Origin of the sequence: Coralloluteibacterium stylophorae, from assembly GCF_018122625.2 — a bacterium.
Classification (GTDB): Bacteria; Pseudomonadota; Gammaproteobacteria; order Xanthomonadales; family Xanthomonadaceae; genus Coralloluteibacterium; species Coralloluteibacterium stylophorae.
Map to the genome: position 1 here is coordinate 25,229 of NZ_JAGQFT020000006.1, position 19,866 is coordinate 45,094.

A 19,866-nucleotide genomic window follows, 5' to 3' on the forward strand; every position below is an offset into this window, starting at 1 on the left:
CCGGCCCGGCCTCAGACCGCGTCCGACAGCGAGGTGAAGGTGAAGTCCCGCAGCTTCATCGGCGGGATCATCATCACGTAGCTGGACTCGTCGCCGCTGACGCGGATCGGCCTGCCCAGCTCCTCGACGTTGTTGAGCATGATCACCGGCGATTCGTTGAAGCGGAAGTTCTTGATCGGGTACTTGATCTCGCCGTCCTCGATGTAGAACGTGCCGTCGCGGGTCAGGCCGGTGAGCAGCACCGTCTGCGGGTCGACCATGCGGATGTACCAGGTGCGGCTGACCAGCACCCCGCGCTCGGTCGAGGCGACCAGCTCCGCCGTCGACTTGGTGCCGCCGGCCATGATCAGGTTGCCCGGCTCGGCCGTGGGCTCGGCGCCGTTCTTCTGCGCCCAGTAGCGCGAGTACTGCAGCGCGCCGACCTTGCCCTGGTCGATGTAGGCCACGCGCTTGCGCGGCAGGCCCTCCTCGTCGAAGGCCACGACCGCCGCCTCGGGGTGCGCGGGATCGGCGTGGATGCTGACGCGCGGGTCGAAGGCCAGGGTGCCGAGCTTGTTGCCGCCGCCCTTCTTGGCCAGGAAGCTGCGGCCCTCGTCGGCCTGGCGCGCGTCGAAGCCGTACATCATGAACGACACCAGGCCCGCGGCCGCGGCCGGCTCGAGGATCACCGTGTACTTGCCCGGCTCCAGCGCCCTGGCACCGGCCGAGCCCTTGGCCTTGGCGATGCCGGTGCGGATGGTGCGTGCGGTGTCGAAGTCCGGGACCTTGCCGACGTTGCTGCCGACCCAGCCCGAACCGGTCCCGTCCTCGGTGCGCACCGTGCAGGTGTAGTCGAAGTTCGAGCCGCGCTGGTAGGCGAAGTTGCCCTTGCTGTTGGCGATGGCGAGGAAGTTCTGGCCGTCCTGCAGGAAGCCGGCGGCGATCAGGTTCTCCTTGCGGCAGGCCTCGATCGAGGCCGCGGCGACCTGGGCCCGGTACTCGGGAGTGATCGCGGCGATGCTCTCGTCGAAGGCCGGCGTCTTCGCATAGCTCTGCTTCGGGAGCGCCGGCATGTATTCCGGGTTCTCCGGGGCAAGCCGCGCGAGCTCCTCGGCGCGGCGCACCACGCGCTCCAGCGAGGCGTCGTCGAACTGGTTGATCGACGCGGTGCCGGTGCGCTTGCCGAAGGAGGCCTGCACGGCCAGCGAGGCGTCGCTGACCACGCCGCTGGTGGAGACGTTGTTGAGCGCGAAGCGGATGTTGCCGTCGATCGAGCCGCCGAGGGTGGCGCTGGTCTCGTCGGCGGTGGACAGGGCGATCACCTTCTCGAGGATCTCGCGCGCCTGCTGTTCGGTGTAGATGGTCATGGATCGCTCCTGCGCGCTCAGCCCAGACTACGGGCGGTATTGATGACGTTGACGCCGTTGAAGCGCGCCGTGCTCGAACCGTGGGAGACCGCCGAGACCTGGCTCGGCTGGCCCTTGCCGTCGAAGAAGGACCCGCTGAGGCGGTAGTCGCTCTCGTCGCAGACCGCGGCGCAGGCGCCCCAAAACTCCGGCGTGCGGATCTGGTAGGCGACGTCCTCGATCATGCCGGTGATCTCGCCGTTCTTGATCTCGTAGAACAGCTGGCCGCCGAACTGCGCGTTGTAGCGCTGCTGGTCGATCGAGAACGACCCGTCGCCGATGATGTAGATGCCGTTCTCGACGTCCTTGACCATGTCGGCCACCGACAGCGGCGTCTTGCCCGGCGCCAGCGAGACGTTGGCCATGCGCTGGAACTGCACGCTCGACCACGAATCGGCGTAGCAGCAGCCGTCGGACTCGTCCTTGCCGAGGATGTGGGCCTGGTCGCGGATGGCCTGGTAGTCGACCAGGGTGCCGTCCTTGATCAGGTCCCAGCGCTTGGTCTTGACGCCCTCGTCGTCGTAGGCGACCGCGCCGAGGCTGCCCGGCTGGGTCTTGTCGGCGAAGATCGTGACCTGATCGCTGCCGTACCGGAACCCGTCCTCGCGCTTGTCGAGCGTGGCGAAGCTGGTGCCGGCGTAGTTGGCCTCGTAGCCGAGCACGCGGTCGAGTTCCAGCGGGTGGCCGACCGACTCGTGGATCGTCAGCCACAGGTGCGAGGGATCGAGCACGAGGTCGTACTTGCCCGGCTTGACCGACGGCGCCTTGAGCTTCTCGCGCGCCTGCTTCGCCGCGGCCACGGCGTCGGCGCGCAGGTCGTAGGACATGCCGTAGGCGACCGCGCCGCCCGGCAGCGCGACCTTGCCGCTGGCCGCGCCGTCCAGGTACTCGTAGCCCATGCCCATCGGCGCGGACAGGCCGTCGCGGGTGCGGAACTTGCCGCTGGCCTTGTCGATGGCGGTGGCGGTCATCGGCACCCAGATGCGGTGCACGTCCTGGTCGATGTAGGAGCCGTCGGTCGAGGCGAAATACTTCTGCTCGTTGACCAGGAACATCATCGTGTTGACGAAGTCGGCGCCCGCGGCCATCGCGTCGGCGTTGACGCCGAGCAGCAGGTCGACCTTCTCGCTGATCGGCACCGTCATCGCATTCTTGCGGATCGGCGTCTTCCAGCTCACCTCGCCCACGCCCCGCACCGGCGCCAGCTCCACCGGCGCGGTCTGCGAGACGGAATTGGCGCGGGCCACGGCGGCGGCCTGGCGCGCGGCGGCGACGATGCCGGCCTCGTCGAGCTCGCTGGTGGCGGCGAAGCCCCAGGTGCCGTCGACCAGCACGCGGATGCCGGCGCCGGTGGATTCGGTGTTCACCACGTTCTGGACCTTGTCCTCGCGGGTGATCACGAACTGGCGCAGGTAGCGGCCGATGCGTACGTCGCAGTAGCCGGCGCCGGCGGCGCGCGCCGCGGCGAGGGCCGAGTCGGCCAGGCGCTTCTTGAAGGCGACGTCGAGCGTCGACTGCAGCTCCTCGGCGGCGATGGCGCGGCCGAAGGTCGCCGGCAGCGCCAGGCTGCCGAGGCCCAGGCCGGTCAGGGTCAGGAAGTCACGTCTATGCACGTCGGATCTCCGCGAGCGCGAACTCGCTGTGGGTGGACAGGGTCGGATCCGGCGGCGTCTCCCTCCGGCGCCGGAACGCGTGAGCGGCATCGCGATGCGATGCGGCTGCGACACCCGATCGTGCTGGGCGTGTCACCGCAGCGTCAAATGACTTTGGTCATGGGGGATGAAGCGGCGGTGGTGGAGCGGGAATGGGGAATCGGGACCTGGAGCGCGACGCGGCCCCGAATCCGGAGCCTGTAGGAGCGGCTTCAGCCGCGACCTGTGGGAGGGGCTTCAGCCCCGACGGCAGTTCGACATGGCGGCAACGCGGTCGCGGCCGAAGCCGCTCCTACGGGGACGGGGACGGGCCCCAGGTCCCGCTTCCCGATTCCCCAGTCCCTGCTCCACCACGCCTCACCCCAGGCTGCGCGCGGTGTTGATCACGTTGATGCCGTCGAAGCGCGTCGTCGCCGAGCCGTGCGACACCGCGGAGACCTGGCTCGGCTGGCCCTTGCCGTCGAAGAACGAGCCGCCGAGGCGGAAGTCGCGCTCGTCGCAGATCGCCGAGCAGGCGTTCCAGAATTCCGGCGTGCGCATCTGGTAGGCCACGTCCTCGACCATGCCGGTGATCTCGCCGTCCTCGATCGCGTAGAACAGCTGCCCGCCGAACTGCGCGTTGTAGCGCTGCTGGTCGATCGAGTAGGAGCCGCGGCCGTGGATGTAGATGCCCTTCTCGACGTCCTTGATCATGTCGGCCACCGACAGCGGGGCCTTGCCCGGCGCCAGCGAGACGTTGGCCATGCGCTGGAACTGCACGCTCGACCACGAATCGGCATAGCTGCAGCCGTCGGAGGCGTCCTTGCCGAGGATATGCGCCTGGTCGCGCGTGGCCTGGTAGTCGACCAGCACGCCGTCGCGGATCACGTCCCAGCGCTTGGTCGGGATGCCCTCGTCGTCGTAGCCGACCGCGCCGAGACTGCCCGGCTGGGTCTTGTCGGCGAAGAAGGTGACGATGTCGCTGCCGTAGCGGAAGCCCTCCTCGCGCTTGTCGAGCGTGGCGAAGCTGGTGCCGGCGTAGTTGGCCTCGTAGCCGAGCACGCGGTCGAGCTCCAGCGCGTGGCCGACCGATTCGTGGATGGTCAGGAACAGGTGCGAGGGGTCGAGCACGAGGTCGTACTTGCCCGGCTTGACCGAGGGCGCGGTGAGCTTCTCGCGCGCCTGCCTGGCGGCGGCGACCGCGTCGGCGCGCAGGTCGTAGGAGCCGAAGTACTGCACCACGTCGCCGGGCAGGCGGAACCTGCCGCTCTCGGCGCCGTCCAGGTATTCGTAGCCCATGCCCACCGGCGCGCCGAGCCCGTCGCGGGTGCGGAACCTGCCGCTGGCCTTGTCGATGGCGGTGGCGGTGAACGGCGCCCAGATCCGGTGCACGTCCTGGTCGATGTAGGACCCCTCGCTCGAGGCGAAGTACTTCTGCTCGTTGACCAGGAACAGGCGCGAGGCGAAGAAGTCCGCGCCCGCGGCCATCGCGTCGGCGTTGACGCCGAGCAGCAGGTCGACCTTCTCCTTCAGCGGCACCGCCATCGCGTTGGTGCGGATCGGCGTCGTCCAGGCGACCTCGCCCAGCGCCGGCGCCGGCGCGAGCTCGACGCGCGCGGCCTGCGCCTTCGCGTTGGCGCGGGCGATCGCGACCGCCTGCCGCGCCGCCGCGGCGACCGCGTCCTCGCCGAGTTCGCTGGTCGCGGCGAAGCCCCAGGTGCCATCGACCAGCACGCGCACGCCGGTGCCGGTGGACTCCAGGTTCACCACGTTCTCGACGTTGGCCTCGCGGGTGATCACGAACTGGCGCAGGTAGCGGCCGATGCGCACGTCGCAGTAGCCGGCGCCGGCGGCGCGCGCCGCGCCGAGCGCGGCATCCGCCAGGCGCTTCTTGAACGCGACGTCCAGCGTCGACTGCAGCGCCTCGGCGGCGATGGCGCGACCGAACAGGGAAGGCAGGACCAGGCTCCCCGCGCCGAGGCCGGCCAGGGTGAGGAAGTCGCGTCTGTGCACTCGGGATTCTCCAGCGGCGGGCCCGGCGGGTGCGGGCGTCGATCCCGTCCGATGCTGTCCGCAGCCCGCAACCAGCGTCAACCGTCGATCGGCACTTGCGTCGCGACCGTCTCCGCGAACCGCTCCGCCGGCACCGGGCGGCCGAGGAAGAAGCCCTGCAGCGAATCGCAGCCCACCTCGGTGAGGAAGCTGCGCTGCGCGTCCGTCTCCACGCCCTCGGCGACGATGCGCAGGCCCAGCGTGCGACCGAGCGCGACGATGGCGGAGACGATGGCGGCATCGTCGGAGTCGCGGGCGAGGTCGCCGACGAAGCCGCGATCGATCTTGAGCTCGTTGGCCGGCAGGCGCTTGAGGTGCAGGAGGCTGGAATAGCCGGTGCCGAAGTCGTCGATCGAGATGCCGACGCCCAGCCCGGTCAGCGCGGCGAGAACCTCGCAGCTGGCCTCGATGTCGTGCATCGCGGTGGTCTCGGTGATCTCCAGCATCAGCCGGTGCGCGGGCACCTCGTGGCGCGCGAGCGCGCCGCGCACCGTCTCCACCAGGCGGGCGTGCGCGAACTGCAGGGCCGACAGGTTCACCGACACCACCCATGCCTCCTGGCCGGCGCCGCTCCAGGCGGTGATCTGCCGGCAGGCCTCCTCCAGCACCCATTCGCCGATCGGCACGATCAGGCCGGTGCGCTCGGCCGCGGGGATGAACTCGGCCGGCGCGAGCAGTCCGCGCTCGGGATGCCGCCAGCGGATCAGCGCCTCCGCGCCCAGCAGCGCGCCGCCGACGCTGGCGAACCTGGGCTGGTAGTGCAGCACGAACTGCCCCTTCTCCAGCGCCGCGCGCAGGTCCTGCACCAGTTGCAGCTGGCGCCGCGCATTGGCGTTCATGCGCGGCTCGAAGAAGCGGAAGGCGCCGCGGCCGGCGTCCTTGGCGTGGTACATCGCCGCGTCGGCATTGGCCATCAGCGCCTGCGCCCCGGCGCCGTCCTCCGGATAGATCGCGATGCCGATGCTCGCGCCGATGCGCAGCGGGTGGCCCGCGACCTCGAACTGCGCCGCCAGCGCGCGCAGCACGTCCTCGGCGACGGTGGCCGCATCCGCCGGCTCCGCGATGTCGATGAGCAGCACGAACTCGTCGCCGCCCAGGCGCGCCAGCGTATCGGTGGAGCGGCGCGCGGCGCGCAGCCGCGCGGCGACCTCGACCAGCAGGCCGTCGCCGAACTGGTGGCCCCAGGCGTCGTTGACCGCCTTGAACCCGTCGAGATCCACGAACAGCACCGCGAAGCGGCCGTTCCCCCGCGCTGCCTTGCAGACCGCCTGCCCGATCCGGTCCTCCAGCAGCACCCGGTTCGGCAGCCGGGTCAGCGGGTCGTGCAGGGCCCGATGCACGAGTTCGGCGTTGACCTCGGCCAGCGAGCGCGAGAGCTGGTCGGTGCGGCGTGCGATGCGCGCGTCGATGCTCGAACTCGACAGCGCGACCGCGATCACCGCCAGCGTCATCGCCACCACGACCGCCGCCAGCCAGCCGGCGTCGATCCCGACCGTGGCGGCGCCGCAGACGCTGCCGGCGGGAAAGCCGGCCGCGGCCATGCCGGTGTAGTGCATGCCGGCGATCGCCGCGCCCATCAGGACGGCGGCGCCGCCGCGCAGCAGGCGCGCGCGGTGCACCGCGGTGCGCAGCCGGAAGGCGATCCACAGCGCCGCGCCCGAGGCACCGACCGCGATCGCGACCGAGAGGACGAACAGCAGCGGGTCGTAGACGATGCCCGGCAGCATGCGCATCGCCGCCATGCCGCCGTAGTGCATCCCGGCGATGCCCGCGCCCATCACCAGCATGCCGACGGCCAGGCGCCGGCGCGCCAGCCGTTCGGCCGAGACCAGGTGCAGCGCGTAGGTGGAGGCGGCGACGGCGAGCAGGAACGACAGCGCCGTGATCGCCGGGTCGTAGCCGACCTCGATCGGCAGGCGGAACGCGAGCATGCCGACGAAGTGCATCGACCACACGCCCACGCCCATCGCGAAGCCGCCGCCGGCCAGCCACGCCAGCCGCACGCGCCCGCGCGAGGCGGCGACGCGGGAGGCCATGTCCAGCGCGGTGTAGGAGGCCAGCACCGCGATCGCGATGGACACGAGCACGAGCGGGGTCTGGTAGGTGGACGTCAGCATCGGTCGGGGGCGGGTGCGGAGGGCGTCGCGGGGACGCTCCCCGCGCGCCCGGCGCACGGGGTCATCCGACCGTTATCGGCCGCCCCGCGCGGATCTGAAGCAGCTTCGTGCGCGGCCGCGGCGGTTCAGGCGCCCTCGGCGGTCGGCGCCAGCGCCGACGTCAGCGCCACGCGTTCGTCGAACACGAAGCAGGCGCCCTCGTAGCCGAGCCCGCCGACGCGCTCGAAGTAGCCGAGGATCCCGCCGTCGAGCTGCAGCACGTTGTCCATGCCCTGCGCGCGCATCCACAGCGCGGCCTTCTCGCAGCGGATGCCGCCGGTGCAGAAGCTGACCACGGTGGCGTCGGCCAGCGCCTCGCGGCGCGCGGCCACCGCCTCCGGCAGGTCGGTGAAGTTGTCGATCGGCAGGGTCAGCGCGCCGGCGAAGGTGCCGTGCGCGACCTCCTCGCGGTTGCGGGTGTCGAGCAGCACCAGGCGCCGCCCCGCATCGTCGTGGCCCTGCCCGATCCAGCGCGCCAGCGCCTCCGGCGCGACCGCCGGCGCGCGTCCGGCCAGCGGCGCGGCCTGGTCGCGGCGGAAGGCGATGATCTCCGGCTTGACCTTGACCTTCAGCCGCGCGAACGGCTGCGTGGCGCTGCTGCTGCGCTTCTCGCGCAGCGCGGCGAAGCGTGGATCGGCGCGCAGGCCGTCGAGCACCCGGTCGACCGCATGCGCCGGCCCCGCCAGGAACAGGTTCAGCCCCTCGGGCGCGACCAGGACGGAGCCGAGCAGGCCCGCGTCCGCGGCGGCGGCCTGCAACCGTGCGGCGACGGCGTCGGGATCGTCGATGGCGACGAAGAGATAGGCGGCGATGTTGAGGACCATCGCGCCAGTCTAGCGGCGCGCGGCGCGATCACCGTCGCTGCGCCTTCAGAACGGCGGCCACGGCAGCCCGAGGAAGGGCGCCACCAGCCAGTACAGCGCGAGCGCGATCACCACCCACAGCGCGATCTTCAGCAGCACGCCGGCGACCTTGAACGCGAGGATCGCGCAGACGATGAGCACGATGAGGACGAGGAAATCCATGGCCGCCACATGACGAGGGACAGCGGCGCACCCTACTCCGGCGCCGCTGCCCCCGCCATCCTCCGTCGCGCCCGGCTCGCGGAGTCACTCGATCAGGTCGGCCTGCAGCCCGGCGGTCAGCGTCAGCAGGCCGAAGTGGCCGTAGCCGGCGAGCGTGACCGTGCGGTCCTCGGCATCCATGCTCGACGAATGCCGGCCGCCGACGGTGCACACGCCGCCGAAGCAGACGATCTGATCGTTGTAGGACTTGATCGAGACCATGTAGTCGCCGAAGCGGCGGCCCGCCAGCGACTCCACCAGCGGGCTGGACACCGACAGGCCCTGCGCACCGCAGGTGGTGGTCGTGACGTTGAAGGGATAGGTGCCGCAGGACCACAGCCCGCGGAAGGCGCCGGCGATGCCGACGAAGGCGTCGACGTAGCTGCGCATGCCCAGGACCTGGATCCGCTTCGCCGCGAGCGTGGCGCCCATGGAGTGGCCGATCACGTCGATCCGGCCGGTGCACGAGCGTGCGGCGGCATCGATAAGCGCCGCGTCGACCGGCCCGGTCTCGCTGCCGCTGTGGTCGTTGCAGGCCGCGCAGGTCTTGCTGCCCCAGCTCGGCCGGAAGATCTCGTCCGCCGCGTAGCCGCGCGCGCGCAGCTCCGACCAGGTATTGGCGTAGTCGGACGGCGAGCCGGCGTTGCCGTGGACCAGCACCACCGCGTCGCGGCAGGCCGCGTGCGCGCCCGCGGCGAAGCCGAGCGTCGACAGCAGCAGCACGCAGATGCGCAGGACGTGGCCGCGGCTCCTCTTGGTCGTACCTGTCATGTCTCCTCCTCCCGCCGTCGTGCGGGCCTGGATGGCCCGTCGTGGAGTGGCGACGGCGGCCCGAACCTAGCGCGTCCGGGTCGTGCCGGCTCCTGTACGAAGGTCGCAGGCGCCGCCTGCACCGCACCGTGCCCTGCGCTACCCTCCCCGCCCTTCGTCGAAGGCCCGCCCGATGCGCCGTCCGTTCCCGCTGTTGCTGTGCCTCGCCCTCGCCGCCTGCACCGATCCGGGTCCGCCGCCGGGCGGCAGCGTCGCCGAGCTCGCCCGGATCGACGCGGTCGTGGGCGCCGGCGCGCCCGCCCGCGCCGGCGACGAGGTCACCGTGCACTACACCGGCTGGCTCTACGACGAGGCCGCGCCCGACCGTCACGGCGCCCGCTTCGACAGCTCGCGCGAGCGCGGCGAGCCCCTCACCTTCCTGCTCGGCGCCGGGCGCGTGATCCGCGGCTGGGACGAGGGCGTGGCCGGCATGCGCGTCGGCGGCAGGCGCACCCTGCTGGTGCCCGCGGTCGACGCCTACGGGCGCGCCGGCGCGGGCGGCGTCATCCCGCCGAACGCGTCGCTGGTGTTCGACGTCGAACTGCTCGACGTCGCCGCGCCCGCGGCACCGTGAGCGCGGCCGAGCGCGCCGCGGGCGTGGTCGTCGTCGGCGGCGGGCCCGCCGGGCTGATGGCGGCCGAGGTCGCCCGCGCGGCCGGCCTGCCGGTCGACCTGTACGAGGCCAAGGGCTCGGTGGGCCGCAAGTTCCTGATCGCCGGCAAGGGCGGGCTCAACCTCACCCATTCGGACCCGTTCGACGCCTTCGTCGCGCGCTACCGCGAGCGCGCCGACGCGGTCGGCGCCTGGCTGCGGGACTTCGACGCCGACGCGCTGCGCGCCTGGGCGCGCGGGCTCGGCATCGACACCTACGTCGGCAGCTCCGGCCGCGTGTTCCCGCTCGACCGCAAGGCCGCGCCGCTGCTGCGCGGCTGGGTGCGCCGGCTCAAGGACGCCGGCGTGCGCATGCACGTGCACCACCGCTGGACCGGCTGGGACGACGCCGGCGCACTGCGCTTCGACACGCCCGCCGGCGCGCTGCGGGTGCAGGCACCGGCGACGGTGCTCGCGCTCGGCGGCGGGAGCTGGCCGCAGCTCGGCTCCGACGGCGCGTGGCAGCCGTGGCTCGCCGCGCGCGGCGTCGACGTGCGCCCGCTGGCGCCGGCCAACTGCGGCTTCGACATCGGCTGGAGCGAACACCTCGCCGGCCGCCACGCCGGCGCACCGCTCAAGCCGGTGGTCGCGCACTGGCGCGACGGCGCCGGCGTCGCGCACGCCCTGCAGGGCGAATGCGTGCTGACCGCGACCGGCATCGAGGGCAGCCTGATCTACGCCATCGCCGCCGACCTGCGCGAGGCGATCGCCCGCGAGGGCGCGGCGCGACTGGACCTGGACCTGGTGCCGGGCCGCGACCTCGCGCGCCTGCAGCGTGACCTCGACCGGCCCCGCAGCGGCCGCTCGCTGAGCGAACACCTGCGCCGCCAGGCCGGCATCGGGGGCGCCAAGGCGGCCCTGCTGCACGAGGTGCTGCCGGCCGCGGTGCGCGGCGATGCGGCGCTGCTTGCGCGCACGCTCAAGCGCCTGCCGCTGCGCCTGCTGCGGCCGCGCCCCCTCGCCGAGACCATCAGCAGCGCCGGCGGCGTGCGCCTGGAAGCGTTCGACGCCGGCCTGATGGCGCAAACCGCACCCGGCCTGTTCTGCGCCGGCGAAATGCTGGACTGGGAGGCGCCGACCGGCGGCTACCTGCTCACCGCCTGCTTCGCCAGCGGACGCCGGGCCGGCCTGGCCGCGGTGGAGTGGCTGCGGGCCGGGGCGGCCGCCTAGAGGCGGGCGGGATGCAGCGGGAATCGCGAATCGGGACCTGTTCGCGGTGCGGTGCGTGGGCGCGCCCGCGCGGGAGCGGTCTCGGCCGCGGTGGAATCCTGCCGGACGAGCCGCGGCCCCACGGCGGGCCTGCGCCCCGTCCGGGCGCGGCTGAAGCCGCTCCTGCGGTGGGAGGGCGGCGGTGTCGCGTCGCCGCCGCCGCTTTGCCGCGGGCTTTCCCGCTTCGCCGCCACGGGTTCATCCGCCGCGCTGCGGCGCTGTTGCTGGCGGTGCTCGCATTCGTGGCCTCCACCGCCTGCGCCGCGGAGTTCGGCGGGCGTTGGCGCCCGGTCGGTGGCGACGGGGCGTGGACGCGCTTCGATCCGGAGTCCGGCGCGCGGCTGCCGCGCAGCGCGACCGGGATCGCCATCGTGCTGGAGCCGCCGCGCACGGGCTGGCCGCCGGGCCACGTGCTGGAAGTGCGCGGGCTCGGCTTCGGCACGCTGGCCCTGCACCGCCCCGACGGCAGCGACCTCCGCCTGCACCCGCTGGACGTGGACGCGCGGGCCTGGCGCGGTCACGGCCGGCTCGGCCTGCCGCTGGAGCGCGTCGATGCGCATGCGCCGCTCGAACTGACCCTGGCACCGCTGCGCTCGCTGCCGCCTGCGCCCGCCTTTGCCCTCGTCGCCGCCGACGCCTTCGCCGCGCGCGATGCAGCCTGGCTCGCCTGGGCCAGCGCCTGCTTCGGGGTGATGCTGGCGATGCTGGTGATGGCGCTGGTGTTCGCCGTGCTGCTGCGCGACGCCACCTTCCTCTGGTACGCGCTCTACCTCGGCGGCTACCTGGTGATCCAGCTGCTGGAGACCGGCTATGCCGCGCATCCGCTGCACTGGCGGCTGCTGGCCGAGGCGCCGTTCGCCTGGGGGCGGCCGGCGACGCTGCTGTCGCTGGTCGCCGCGACCGCCTTCCTGATCCGCTTCGCCGACCTGCGCGAGCGCGCCCCGGGCATGCGCCGCGCCCTGCAGGCCTACATGCTGGCCGTGGCCGCGTTCGGTGCGGCGGCGCTGCTGCCGTTCGAGACGGTCGTGCGCCAGCTCGGCCTGGTCGTCAACCTGCTGCTGGTGGCCGGTGGCCCGTTGCTGCTCGCCGCCGCCGTCCGCGCCTGGCGCCGCGGCGCGGCCACCGGCGCGATCTTCGCGCTCGGCTGGACGCCGCTGCTGGTGGCCACCGCGCTCGACAGCGCGCAGGCGTTCGCCGGCGGCGCGGCCCAGGCGCGCCTCGGCGACGCGGTGCTGGGCCTGGCCGCCTTCGAGGCGCTGGTGTTCTCCGCCGGCCTCGCGGTGCATGCCGGCGCCATGCGCCGGCAGCGCGACCTGGCGCGGCGCCTGGCCGATACCGACGGCCTCACCGGGCTGCTGTCGCGGCGTGCGCTGCTGGAACGCCTGGAGGCGCTGCTCGCGGCCGCGCCGGCGCCCGGAGTCGCCGTGCTGTTCGTGGACCTCGACGACTTCAAGCGGATCAACGACCGCTTCGGCCACGCCGCCGGCGACCTTGCGCTGCGCCGGGTCGCGGACGTCCTCCGCGCCTCGCTGCGTGCCGCCGACCTGGCCGGGCGCTACGGCGGCGAGGAGCTGGTCGCCTGCATCGCCGCGACCGACGCCCCGGGCGCCGAGGCCGTGGCCGAGCGCATCCGGGCGCGGGTCGAGGCCCTGGTGCTGCCGGCGCCGAACGCGGCGATGCACCTCACCGTGAGCATCGGCGTGGGGCTCGCGGCGCCCGGCGAAGGCGCCGAGGCGCTGCTGGCCCGTGCCGACAGCGCGATGTACGCGGCCAAGGCCGGCGGCCGCAACCGGGTGCAGCCGATGCGCACCGCCGGCGTGTCCGGCCCCGGCCTCGACACCGGGCGCGCGGCGAGCGGCTAACATGCGCGCCCCGCGCGGCCCGACCGGCGCCGCGCGCCTCTCCTCGCAGTCCGCAGGACCACCGTTCCATGGCACGTCTCGGGCAGGGCGCTCCCACCGCCCCCGCCGCCTTCCTCTGGCCGCTCGGCCTGCTGCTCGGCCTGTCGGCGGGCGCGGCGGGCCATCTCCTTGTTCCGGCTTCGATGGCCACGCCGGCGCGCATCGCGCTCGCCGCCGCGGCGTGCGTCGCGGTGTGGGTGGCGACCCTCGCCGTCGTCCTCCTGCACCGGCGGCGTGCCCGCGCGGCACTGCGCGCCGCGGGGCTCGACGCGATCGCCGGCCTCGACCGCGCGGCGTTCGCACGACGGATCGCCGCGGCCTACCGGCAGCGGGGCCACTACGTGCAGCACGGGGGGCGCGGCCTGGCCGGGATCGGCTTCGACCTGGTGCTGCGCCACGACCGCCGGGTCGAACTGGTGGCCTGCCGCCACGGCGGCAGCGGCCGCACCGAACTGCGCACGCTGCGGGCGCTGTGGGCACGCGTGCAGGAGCACCGTGCGCATGCGGCGCGGGTGCTGTGTGTGCAGGGCTTCAGCGCGGAGGCGGTCGCCTTCGCTGCGGGCAAGCCGCTCGAGCTCGTCGCCGGCAGCGAGCTGGCCGAACTGCTCGATGACGCACAGGCCGCCGACGCCGCGGCGACCGGGCCCACGGAGGCCGCACACGCCGGCGCGCCGGCCTGCCCACGCTGCAACGGGCCGATGGTGCCGCGTTCCGGCGCCGACGGCACCCCGCAGCTCGGCTGCCTCGACCACCCGGCCTGCCTCGGCGCCCGTCCCGCCTGAACGCCCGCCTCCGCGGTCCGCGGCCTCCACGCGGACGAGATCCCGGACGGGCTAGCGTCGTGGACGTGCCCGAACCAGAGGAGCCGGCATGCAAGTCCAGACCAATACCGACAGCAACATCCAGGGCCGCGAGAGCATCGCGGAGCACGTCGAGCAGGTGCTCGAAAGCACGCTGGCGCGATTCCGCGACCGCATCACCCGGGTCGAGGTGCACCTGAGCGACGTCAACGCCGGCAAGGGTGGCGACGACGACAAGAAGGCGGTCATGGAAGTGCGTCCCGCCGGCGCCGCGCCGACCGTGGTCAGCGCCACCGCCGGCAACCTGCGCGATGCGATCAAGGGCGCCGCGGCCAAGCTCGTCAGCGCCCTCGAGCACAGCCTCGGCAAGCAGAGCAACCACCACCGCGGGCCACCCGCCCCCTCGGACCCGGTCGCCGACGTCGGCGACGAGGACGTGGGGATCGACGCTCCCCGCTGACCCGCGTTTCGCCTGCAGCACCTTCGACGCCCGGCCCGCATGCCGGGCGTCGCCGCATCCGGGCCGGACCGTCCGCGGGCATTCAGTCCCCGGTGTCGGCGTGCAGGGCCTCGGCGGCCGCCCACCAGCTCTCCATGCGGCGGCGCAGCGCCCCGGGTCGGTCGGCGTGGACGCGGGCGCCGAGCGGCCAGGCCTGCATCTGCAGCGAGGCCCGGCGCAGGTCGATGGTCTCGAGCAGACGCCCGTGCCGGGCCTGCGCGGCCGCGGTGGCGAGGCGGCCGGGGTTCGCCAGCAGCCACGCGCGCAGCACGACCAGATCGTGGTCCTCGCCGAGCCGTTCGGCCAGCGCGGAAGCCGCGTCGCGCAGCGGCGCGATCGCCTGCGGCCACACGCAGCGCAGCAGGCGCAGGTGGTAGACGTGGTCCTTCACCCGCTTGCGCCAGGCGTGCAGGTGTTCGCCGTCGGCGTGCCGGCGCGCGCGCTTCATGGCGCGACGGCCGGCCTCGTGCGAAGCGGCCATGCCGGCGAACAGCGCGTCCATGCCGAGCGCGTCGAGAGTCCAGGCCGCGGCGCGGGCGCGCAGCGCGACCAGATCGGCGGCGCAGGCGGCGAGCGCCTCCTCGATGCTGCCGCACGCGGCCTGCGCCGCACGCCGGTCGCCGAGCAGGCGCCGGCGCACCGGCGCGAGCATGCGCCGGTCCAGCGCCTCGGGATCGAGCTCGACCAGGGCGTCGAGCGTCGCCGCCATCACCTGCGCATCGCGGAACACCGAGATGCGCCGGCCGATGTCGCGAAGCGCGCGTCCCTCGGCGCGCGTGGCCTTGTCCAGCCCCGGCGCCGCCAGCCGCAGCGCGGCGCGCACCTTCTTGCAGATCTTGCGCACCTCGTGCACGGCGGTGTCCGGATCGGACGGATCGCGGCAGCAGGCGAGCGCGGCGTCGAGCTGTTCGAGGATCAGCCGGCGCAGGCCGGGGCCGGCGGCTTCGTCCAGACGCAGGCGATAGGGCATCGGGGCTTTCGTGGCGGGAAGACCCGGCGGAGTCTCGACGGCACCGCCGTCACGCCGGGTGACGGGGCGATGACAGCGCCGCTCAGGCGGCGTCGAGCGCCTCGCGGATGCGGCGGCGTTCCGCCTCCAGCCGCGGCGGCACGCGCGGCGCGAAGCCGTCAAGGTACTCGCCGATGTCGTCGATCTCGCGACGCCAGCCGTCGAGGTCGACCGCGAGCAGGGTCTCCAGCGTCGAGGCGTCCATCGCCAGGCCGTGCATGTCCAGGTCGTCGACCCGCGGCAGCCCGCCGATCGGCGTCTCGACCACGCCGACCTCGCCGTCCACGCGGCGCAGGATCCACTCCAGCACGCGCATGTTGTCGCCGAAGCCGGGCCACAGGAAATCACCGTCGGCGTCGCGCCGGAACCAGTTGACGTGGAAGATCCGCGGCAGCTTCGCGCCCGGCCGGTCGAAGCTCAGCCAGTGCGCCCAGTAGTCGCCGAAGTGGTAGCCGCAGAACGGCTTCATCGCCATCGGGTCGCGGCGCATGACGCCGACGTCGCCGGCGGCGGCGGCGGTGGTCTCCGAACCCATCGAGGCGCCCACCAGCACGCCGTGCGCCCAGTCGCGGGCTTCGAACACCAGCGGCATCAGCGACGGCCTGCGCCCGCCGAACACGATCGCCGAGATCGGCACGCCGCGCGGCTCCTCGACCTGCGGCGACAGCGTCGGGCACTGCCGCGCGGAGACGGTGAAGCGCGCATTGGGATGCGCCGCCGGCCGCCCCTCCGCGATCGGCCGCCCCTGCCAGTCAAGCGCCGGCTCGCCGTCCAGGCCCTCCCACCACGGACGTCCGTCGGCATCGACCGCGACGTTGGTGAAGATGGCATCGCGCTGGAGCATGGCCATCGCGTTCGGGTTGGTGCGCCCGGAGGTGCCGGGCGCGACGCCGAAATAGCCGGCCTCGGGGTTGATCGCCCACAGGCGGCCGTCCTCGCCCGGCGACATCCAGCAGATGTCGTCGCCGACCGTCCACACCTTCCAGCCGTCGCGCGCGTAGCCGTCGGGCGGGATCAGCATCGCCAGGTTGGTCTTGCCGCAGGCGCTGGGGAACGCGGCGGCGATGTAGTGCGTCTGCCCGCGCGGGTTCTCGACGCCGACGATGAGCATGTGCTCGGCCAGCCAGCCCTCCTGCCGCGCCTGATGGCTGGCGATGCGCAGCGCGTGGCACTTCTTGCCGAGCAGCGCGTTGCCGCCGTAGCCGGAGCCATAGCTCTTGATCGTGAGCTCCTCCGGGAAATGCATGATGAAGCGGCGCTCGGGGTCGAGCTCGCCGGTGGAATGCAGGCCGCGCACGAAGCGGCCCTCGCGCTCGATCCGCGCCAGCGCCGCGCTGCCCATCCGCGTCATCAGCCGCATGTTCGCCACGACGTAGGGACTGTCGGTGAGCTCCACGCCGCAGCGCGCCAGCGGCGAATCGATCGGGCCCATGCAGTAGGGCACCACGTAGAGGGTGCGGCCCTGCATCGCGCCGGCGAACAGCGCGTCCATCTTCGCGTGCGCCGCGACCGGATCCATCCAGTGGTTGTTGGGGCCGGCGTCGGCCTCCTCGCGCGTGCACACGAAGGTCAGGTGTTCGACCCGCGCCACGTCGTCCGGATCCGAGCGGTGCAGCACGCAGCCCGGGTGCGATTCCGGATTGAGGCGCAGCAGCTCGCCGCTCTCCAGCATCCGCGCCTCGAGCAGGCGCGCCTCGTCCTCGCTGCCGTCGCACCAGTGCACGCGGTCGCAGCGCACGTGGCGGGCGACGTCGTCCACCCACTGGTTCAGCTCGGCAAGTGCGCTCGGCATCGGCTCGGACTCCACTGGGGAGGATCGAGTGTGCAGAAGCGCATACGCCGACGCATCGTGCACAGCAGCGAGGCTGTCGTGGCGGGGGCCGGCTTCGGGGCTCCGTGACTGGCCTAAATGCCCTTTCCCCTCTGCCCGTTCCCGTTCCCCGTTCCCCGTTCCCCGTTCCCCGTTCCCCGTTCCCCGTTCCCCGTTCCCGATTCCCCATTCCCGATTCCCGATTCCCGATTCCCGATTCCCGATTCCCGACTCCCGACTCCCGACTCCCCATTCCCCATTCCCGTCCCCTGCGCCCTGTTCCCCCAGCCCCACAACGACCTCACACCCCCACCCCGACCATCCCGCATCCCGCCGATGGAGCCCGACATGACCAGCGATTCCGATGCCATCCTCGACGACCTGCGCGCCGCGGCGCAGGGCCGGTGGCCCGCGGCCACGCGCGTCGAGCGCCTCGAGGCGCTGGGGCTGGTCTCGCGTCACGCCGGCACCCTGGTGCTGAGCGCGGCGGGCATCGAAAGCCTCGAACGCGGGCATCTCGAGCCACGGCCGGAAGCGCCGCCGTCCGGGCGCGCGTGACAGCGCGCGGCGCCGTGGCGCCGCTTCGTCGTCAGGCGAGGCCGAGCCGCTCCGCGACCTCGCGCATCGACGCGACAAGGGTGAAGCGCGGGTGCCGCGCCAGGGCGCCGTAGTCGACGCCCGCCAGCCCGAACACGCGGGTCCCGGCCTCCAGCCCCGCGGTGGCGCCGGGCACGCTGTCCTCGACCAGCAGGCAGTCCGCGACGGGCACCTGCATCAGGTGCGCGGCGTGCTCGATCAGGCGCGGGTCGGGCTTCCAGGCGCCGACCTCGTAGGCGCTGACGATGCGGCGCTCGAAGGCCTCCAGCAGGCCGACCGCGCGCAGGCAGGTCTCGATCTTCAGGCGCATGCCGTTGGAGGCCACGCAGAAGTCCACCGGCAGCGCGCGCACCAGCTCGACCGCGCCGGCGATCGGGCGCAGGCGCTGGCGGAAGGCGTCGAGGCTGCGCTTGCGGAACGGGTCCTCGATGTCGACCCCCTCCAGCGCCGGATGGTCGGCACGCAGCCGGGCCTGGAACTCGGCGAACTTGAGCCCGCGCGAACGCTCGAGCATCTCGTCGGCGCCGACCGCCACGCCATGTTCGGCCGCGACCTCGGCCAGGATCTCTGCCGACAGGCCCTCGCTGTCGACCAGGGTGCCGTCCGAGTCGAAGACCAGCGCGCGGATGCCGCCGGGCAGCGGCGCGTCGGCCCGCGGTGCGCGGGCGGGGAACTCGGGACGGTCGGCCATGCGCACCAGCCTAGCGCCCGCTGCTGCAATGCAGCGCGAAGGCTCAGAACGCGAGCTGGGTCTTGAGGCCGATCACGCGAACGGTCGCCGCGTCCTCGACGCCGCCCGGCTCGCGCACCCACTGCAGATTGGGCCGCAGGGTCAGGCCGTCGGTCACGTGCAGGCCGTACTGCAGCTCGACGACCGTCTCCGCGTCCTGGACCTCGACGTCGCGTCCCGCCGCGCGCGCCAGGCGCTGCCGCCGGGCGACCCGCCCGTTGACCCAGGTGCGCCCGACCGCGAGCGCGATCTCGTCGTCCGGCCGGAAGGCGAGCGGGCCGGCGACGACGACGCCGGCGTACAGCTGCCGGTCGGTGGTCGCGGTGCGGTCGTCCGCGCGCGCGCCGCGGACGAAGGCGCGCAGGCCGCGCCCGTCGCCGAACGCGAGCAGGCGCTGCTCGATGCCGATCCAGACGCCGTAGCGGCCCTCGCGCTCCAGCGCGGGCCCGTCCGCGTCCAGCCGCGGCGCGCCATCCGGCCCGAGCAGTACGTCCTCGTCGTGCGAGGTGTCGTACCAGCCGCCGATCCGCCAGGTGCCTTCCAGCGCCTGCGTCCCGAAGCTCGGGCTGAAGCGCAGCTCCAGCGGGATCAGCCAACCGGCAGGTCCCTCGGGGCTTCCCAGCGCCACCCGGTTCTCCGCCTCGAGATAGCCGGGATTGGAGTCGTACAGACCCAGCGCCAGCGTCCACGCCTCGCGCAGCGCGACCTCCACGCGCGTGGCCCACACGCTCACCGGGAAGTTGAACCAGTAGTCGCCGACGATGTTGCCGGGCTGGGCGGTGCAGAAGGTCAGGTTCTGGAAATCGCAGTCGTAGGCGGCGAAGTCCTCGCCGATCGCAAGCCGCCCGATCTTCCACTTCAGGCGGCCGTCCATGTAGGCCTGCTGGAACCAGAACTCGGACAGCCGCCAGTCCTGGCCGCGGCCATGGATCTCCTGCACCTGCTGGAGGGTGCCCAGGCCCGCCTCGTCGCTGAGGTTTTCGCCGTCGCGGTAGCTCAGCGTGACCTGGAGCTCGGCGGTCGGCAGGCCGAACAGCGTCTCCAGGTCGACGTGCGCGCCGAGCGCGGTCTGGTCGGCATAGCGCGAGGTCTCACGCTCGCCGCCCGCGGTGTTCTGCGCGAACTCGCCGACGTAGCCGAGCTCGGGCGTGATGCCCAGCCGCGCCAGGCGCGGCTTGAGGCCGCCCCAGTCGCCGGCGAGGCCCGGCTCGTCCTGCGCCTGCGCCGAGGCGCAGGCGACGAGGAGCCCCACCGCGAGGACGCCGCGGGGCGGGATGGATCGGTACATGCGCATCGTCGGCTCCCGTGCCGGACGCGCCGGATCGCCCGCCCGCCGTCCCCGCCGCGCGAGGACCGCCGCAGCATCGCGCACGAGCGATCAATCCCAGGTCGAGGCCGCGCGCGGCTCCTGTAGGGGCGGCGCGAACCGTGACGTTCTCGTCGGGGCATGCAGGCATGCCGGGGCTGAAGCCCCTCCCACATGGGCCTCGTCACGGCTGGAGCCGCTGCTACAGCACGCCATCGGCGCTGCATGACGGTCGGAGCCCGGTTCCCGCTTCACC

At 73.3% G+C, this 19,866-nt stretch carries 17 protein-coding genes; 6 read left to right on the forward strand and 11 right to left on the reverse strand.

Annotated elements, in window-relative coordinates; genetic code table 11:
• Positions 1-11: 11 nt before the first annotated feature.
• The 7 genes from KB893_RS10135 to KB893_RS10165 all read right to left on the reverse strand — a co-directional run bounded on the left by KB893_RS10135 (position 12) and on the right by KB893_RS10165 (position 9,059).
• Positions 12-1,346: a TldD/PmbA family protein gene (locus KB893_RS10135; RefSeq protein WP_211927461.1), complete on the reverse strand. Its 1,335-nt coding sequence runs from the start codon at positions 1,344-1,346 to the stop codon at positions 12-14.
• 17 nt (positions 1,347-1,363) lie between these two features.
• A complete protein-coding gene (locus KB893_RS10140; protein ID WP_213173653.1) occupies positions 1,364-2,998 on the reverse strand; it encodes a TldD/PmbA family protein in 1,635 nt (544 codons plus the stop codon).
• 396 nt (positions 2,999-3,394) lie between these two features.
• Positions 3,395-5,029, reverse strand: coding sequence for a TldD/PmbA family protein (locus KB893_RS10145; protein WP_213173654.1), 1,635 nt, complete (start codon positions 5,027-5,029; stop codon positions 3,395-3,397).
• Between the two features lie 77 nt (positions 5,030-5,106).
• Positions 5,107-7,182 (reverse strand): putative bifunctional diguanylate cyclase/phosphodiesterase, encoded by a 2,076-nt coding sequence (locus tag KB893_RS10150; RefSeq protein WP_213173714.1) that lies wholly within the window; start codon positions 7,180-7,182, stop codon positions 5,107-5,109.
• A gap of 128 nt (positions 7,183-7,310) precedes the next feature.
• On the reverse strand, positions 7,311-8,048 hold the full coding sequence (locus KB893_RS10155; RefSeq protein ID WP_211927279.1) for a sulfurtransferase: 738 nt from the start codon (positions 8,046-8,048) through the stop codon (positions 7,311-7,313).
• Positions 8,049-8,093: 45 nt separating this feature from the next.
• The gene (locus KB893_RS10160; RefSeq protein ID WP_211927280.1) at positions 8,094-8,249 is read right to left on the reverse strand and encodes a hypothetical protein; all 156 of its coding nucleotides are present in this window, start codon (positions 8,247-8,249) and stop codon (positions 8,094-8,096) included.
• Between the two features lie 84 nt (positions 8,250-8,333).
• Entirely contained in the window at positions 8,334-9,059 is a 726-nt protein-coding gene (locus KB893_RS10165) for an alpha/beta fold hydrolase (RefSeq protein WP_211927281.1), read from the reverse strand.
• A 172-nt stretch (positions 9,060-9,231) separates the two neighbouring features.
• On the opposite strand from KB893_RS10165, the gene KB893_RS10170 reads away from it, so the two are divergent.
• The 5 genes from KB893_RS10170 (at position 9,232) to KB893_RS10190 (ending at position 14,119) form a co-directional block, all read left to right on the forward strand.
• Positions 9,232-9,672, forward strand: coding sequence for an FKBP-type peptidyl-prolyl cis-trans isomerase (locus tag KB893_RS10170; RefSeq protein WP_211927282.1), 441 nt, complete (start codon positions 9,232-9,234; stop codon positions 9,670-9,672).
• A complete protein-coding gene (locus tag KB893_RS10175) occupies positions 9,669-10,919 on the forward strand; it encodes a TIGR03862 family flavoprotein (protein ID WP_338026926.1) in 1,251 nt (416 codons plus the stop codon). The genes KB893_RS10170 and KB893_RS10175 overlap by 4 nt, the downstream gene beginning before the upstream one ends.
• A gap of 281 nt (positions 10,920-11,200) precedes the next feature.
• The gene (locus KB893_RS18550; protein ID WP_213173655.1) at positions 11,201-12,820 is read left to right on the forward strand and encodes a sensor domain-containing diguanylate cyclase; all 1,620 of its coding nucleotides are present in this window, start codon (positions 11,201-11,203) and stop codon (positions 12,818-12,820) included.
• A 68-nt stretch (positions 12,821-12,888) separates the two neighbouring features.
• Complete coding sequence (locus KB893_RS10185) at positions 12,889-13,641, forward strand: restriction endonuclease (protein WP_211927284.1); 753 nt, start codon at positions 12,889-12,891, stop codon at positions 13,639-13,641.
• 88 nt (positions 13,642-13,729) lie between these two features.
• A complete protein-coding gene (locus KB893_RS10190) occupies positions 13,730-14,119 on the forward strand; it encodes an HPF/RaiA family ribosome-associated protein (protein ID WP_211927285.1) in 390 nt (129 codons plus the stop codon).
• Positions 14,120-14,201: 82 nt separating this feature from the next.
• Here the strand turns inward: KB893_RS10190 and KB893_RS10195 are convergent, their stop codons facing one another.
• Both KB893_RS10195 and KB893_RS10200 read right to left on the reverse strand, forming a co-directional pair.
• Positions 14,202-15,128, reverse strand: a complete 927-nt coding sequence (locus KB893_RS10195; protein WP_213173656.1) for a CHAD domain-containing protein — start codon at positions 15,126-15,128, stop codon at positions 14,202-14,204.
• Positions 15,129-15,210: 82 nt separating this feature from the next.
• Entirely contained in the window at positions 15,211-16,959 is a 1,749-nt protein-coding gene (locus KB893_RS10200; RefSeq protein WP_211927287.1) for a phosphoenolpyruvate carboxykinase (GTP), read from the reverse strand.
• 366 nt (positions 16,960-17,325) lie between these two features.
• On the opposite strand from KB893_RS10200, the gene KB893_RS10205 reads away from it, so the two are divergent.
• Complete coding sequence (locus tag KB893_RS10205) at positions 17,326-17,535, forward strand: hypothetical protein (protein ID WP_213173657.1); 210 nt, start codon at positions 17,326-17,328, stop codon at positions 17,533-17,535.
• Positions 17,536-17,566: 31 nt separating this feature from the next.
• Here the strand turns inward: KB893_RS10205 and KB893_RS10210 are convergent, their stop codons facing one another.
• Together KB893_RS10210 and KB893_RS10215 are read right to left on the reverse strand one after the other, a co-directional pair.
• Positions 17,567-18,265, reverse strand: a complete 699-nt coding sequence (locus tag KB893_RS10210; protein WP_211928275.1) for an HAD-IA family hydrolase — start codon at positions 18,263-18,265, stop codon at positions 17,567-17,569.
• A 43-nt stretch (positions 18,266-18,308) separates the two neighbouring features.
• Entirely contained in the window at positions 18,309-19,592 is a 1,284-nt protein-coding gene (locus KB893_RS10215; RefSeq protein WP_213173658.1) for a carbohydrate porin, read from the reverse strand.
• Positions 19,593-19,866: the final 274 nt, after the last annotated feature.